Annotated in this window: 4 protein-coding genes; all 4 read left to right on the top strand. The window is 56.2% G+C overall.

What is annotated here, in order from left to right; all coding sequences use genetic code 11:
• Positions 1-1,481, top strand: a 1,481-nt coding sequence (locus VNX88_07840; protein ID HWY68562.1) for a sigma 54-interacting transcriptional regulator, incomplete at its 5' end; no start/stop codon positions are given.
• Between the two features lie 291 nt (positions 1,482-1,772).
• Positions 1,773-2,108 (top strand): hypothetical protein, encoded by a 336-nt coding sequence (locus VNX88_07835; protein HWY68561.1) that lies wholly within the window; start codon positions 1,773-1,775, stop codon positions 2,106-2,108.
• A 59-nt stretch (positions 2,109-2,167) separates the two neighbouring features.
• Positions 2,168-2,797 carry a hypothetical protein gene (locus tag VNX88_07830; GenBank protein ID HWY68560.1) on the top strand — a complete coding sequence of 210 codons (630 nt, stop codon included), beginning with the start codon at positions 2,168-2,170 and terminating at the stop codon, positions 2,795-2,797.
• 128 nt (positions 2,798-2,925) lie between these two features.
• Positions 2,926-3,278, top strand: a 353-nt coding sequence (locus VNX88_07825; protein HWY68559.1) for a hypothetical protein, incomplete at its 3' end; no start/stop codon positions are given.

Here is a 3,278-nt window from a genome sequence, read left to right as displayed (position 1 = left end):
TAACCAACCAGGTCGTCTCGAACCTGAATTTTCAGGAACTGCTGCGAACGATCTCGGCGAGTGTTCGCCAGGTCATGCGCTGCGATGCCGCCGCGATCATGCTGCCCGAGCCAGACGGCGTCAACTTGCGGGTGCACGCTCTCGACTTCCCAGATAGCAGGGGATTTTTTACAGAACAGGTATTGATTCCCATCGCGGATTCGATTCCGGGCGAAACTTACCAAAGCGGCAAGCCCTGGGTCTTGAACCGACTCGATCCTGCTGAGGTGCCTCCTGAGATGTACGCCAAGGCCTCAGGCGAGGGTATTAATTCGTTCTGCGACATGCCTCTCATCAGCAGGGATCGCTCTCTTGGTGTGCTCGCCCTGGCGAGCCGGGAAGAAAATGCCTTTGATCGGGAGGCGACGGCCTTTCTGTCCCAAGTCGCACAGCAGGTCGCGATCGGGCTGGAGAACGCGCTGGCATACGGTGAGATCGCTGATCTCAAGAACAAACTCGCGCAGGAAAAGCTGTATTTGGAAGAAGAAATCCGCGGCGAGATGGACTTCGAAGGAATTGTGGGCCAGAGTTCGGCTCTCCGCCATGTTCTGAATCTCGTGGAAACCGTGGCACCCAGCGACTCGACGGTTTTGCTTCTCGGTGAGACCGGTACCGGAAAGGAATTGATTGCGCGCGCCATCCATGAACGCAGCCGCCGTAAGGATCGGACGTTCGTGAAGCTTAACTGCGCTGCGATTCCGACGGGGCTGCTCGAGAGTGAACTTTTTGGACATGAACGAGGCGCCTTCACCGGCGCGATTGCACAGAAGGTTGGCCGCCTCGAACTGGCCGACCAGGGCTCACTGTTCCTGGATGAGATCGGGGACATCCCGGTCGAGATCCAGCCCAAATTGCTGCGAGCTTTGCAGGAACGTGAGTTTGAAAGGCTGGGCAGCAACCGAACCAAGAAGGTCGACGTGCGACTGGTAGCGGCGACCAATCGCGATCTCGAACAAATGATGGAGAATCGCGAGTTCCGCAGCGATTTGTACTATCGCCTGAATGTCTTTCCGATCCGCATCCCACCTTTGCGCGAGCGCCCGGAGGATATTCCATTGCTGGTCCGCTACTTCACGCAGAAGTACGGCCGCCTCATGAACAAGCAGATCGAATCGATTCCCGCCGCAGCCATGAGGAAGCTCTCGAGTTGGCATTGGCCGGGGAATATTCGCGAACTGGAGAACTTCATTGAGCGTTCGGTGATCCTTACTCACGGCACAGCATTGCAGGCTCCGATCGCCGAACTGAGCAATAACGGCAAGACCACTCCGGTGGCTGGGACGCGCGAGGCGAGTGAACGCGATGAGATGGTCCGCGTTTTGAAAACCACCAACGGACGAGTAGCGGGAGCCGATGGGGCCGCGGCCCGCATGGGCCTCAAACGCACCACCCTAATCGCTCGGATGAAAAAGCTAGGCGTCGACCCGCGAAGAGTGTTATGAGGTTTCGACGGTCGCGTCGAAAGCTCTGGAAAGCAGGTTTCCGCGTCAGCCATGACCACGCACGGGTCTCACCCTTGCGTCTCTTCAATTCTCTGAGTTGACCTCCACCGTTCCTGCCGTTGGCACAACTCTACGTTGTTTGTCTCGCGCCTTGAAAAGTGTCAATTCTGATTTTGACATTCGTTGACACAACGCGTCGACGATTTTGCTCCCGCCAATCGTTTCAACATCTTGCAGGCGTCCGCCTTTGGCATGCGCGTTGCGCTTAACTGATCCGTCACGAGATCAAATATGTTCAGGATTTCCATCGTCGATACCCGAACTCAGCGCAAGTTGGTGGTGGAAGGAAGGCTGAGCGAACCCTGGGTCGATGAACTTCGCACAACTTGGAGAAGTGCGAGCCGTGACTTAGATGGCCGTAAAGTAGTTATAGATTTAAGCAACCTGACCGTCATCAGCCGCGAGGGAGAAAATGCCATTTTCGATCTCATGAAGGCAGGCGCAAAGTTTTCCTGCGCCGGCATTCTTACGCGACACGTGTTGAAAGGACTGGCCGCAAGATGCCGATGCGCGCCGTCGCAGGTACTCGAAAGAAAGAGTGAGACGCTGAAAACATCAGAAAAATAGTTTTGGTTGTCGATTCTCACCAAGCTCAAACGACTTATAAGTGAAAGACGGAGGTGAACATGCCGGAGGCAAAGCAAATCACGAAGGCCACGCCGTACGCAAGCAGCGACGATTTCCGCCAGGTCTTTGACCAGGACATGAACAGCCTCTACCTGCTCTCGTTCCTGCTAACCGCGGATCGTGAGAAGGCTGAGCAGTGTTTTGTCTCCGGCCTGGAGGACGCGGTAGATGGCAACCCGGTTTTCAAGGAATGGGCGCGTTCCTGGGCTCGGCGAGTGATCATCGTAAATGCCGTGAGGGCAATCAATCCGCGGCCAGTGGAAGGAGATGGCCGTTCGAGCTATGCCACGGTCAGCAGCAATGGCAAAGTGTCGCCGCCGGAGCAGGTCGGGATTGCGGCAGTTCTTGCACTCGAGCCGTTCGATCGCTTTGTATACGTAATGACGGTTCTTGAACGCTACTCCGATCAAGATTGTTCTCTTCTGCTGGGCTGCGCACGGTGGGACGTGGTCGCCGCGCGTACTCGCGCTTTCGAACAAATTGGAAGCGCGATGGCATCGCACCCCAGGCAACTGCCGCCTGCCAGTTCGGAAAAACCGGTATCGGATGAGCCTCGCAGTTCCCTGCTCGATGGTACGACCCTGGAACTGATGGTCGGCCCACAGAACGCAAGCGTGTACTCGGCTTAGCTAGAGACTTTCGAAGCGAGGCCGCGGCACACGCAGAGAGGTTCAGTCTTGGCTTGGGTCGCCGATCTGGGGATGGTCCTAGCACGTTCAAGGAACTGGTGGATCACTGGCTGCAGAAAGAGTGCTCGATGGAAACAGATCCTAAGAGCCGGCGAGCTTTCTCAACCAAGGATAACTACCGAAGCTACTTGCGGAGGTGGATCATTCCCCGATGGGGTGAGGTAGCGCTGGAGGAAGTGAAGGCAATTGCGGTGGAAGATTGGCTCTCACCTCTCAATAAGCCGAACGGGAAGGCTCTGGCTCCAGGGACCAAGAAGAAAATCAGAGACCTCATGCATGTTCTCTACGCACACGCCATTCGCTACGAATGGATTGACCACAATCCCATCTCGGCCGTTCGCCAGGGTGGACAGCGTCTGTCGACTCCGAGCCGTCTGAGCGTCGATCAGCTATCCCAGCTCATCTTCGAAGTATTGAAACC

The sequence above is a fragment of the Terriglobales bacterium genome, assembly GCA_035567895.1.
In the GTDB taxonomy this organism is placed as follows: domain Bacteria; phylum Acidobacteriota; class Terriglobia; order Terriglobales; family Acidobacteriaceae; genus Gp1-AA112.
The sequence above is the reverse complement of the archived record's forward strand: the minus strand, read 5'-3'. Positions and strand labels throughout refer to the sequence as shown.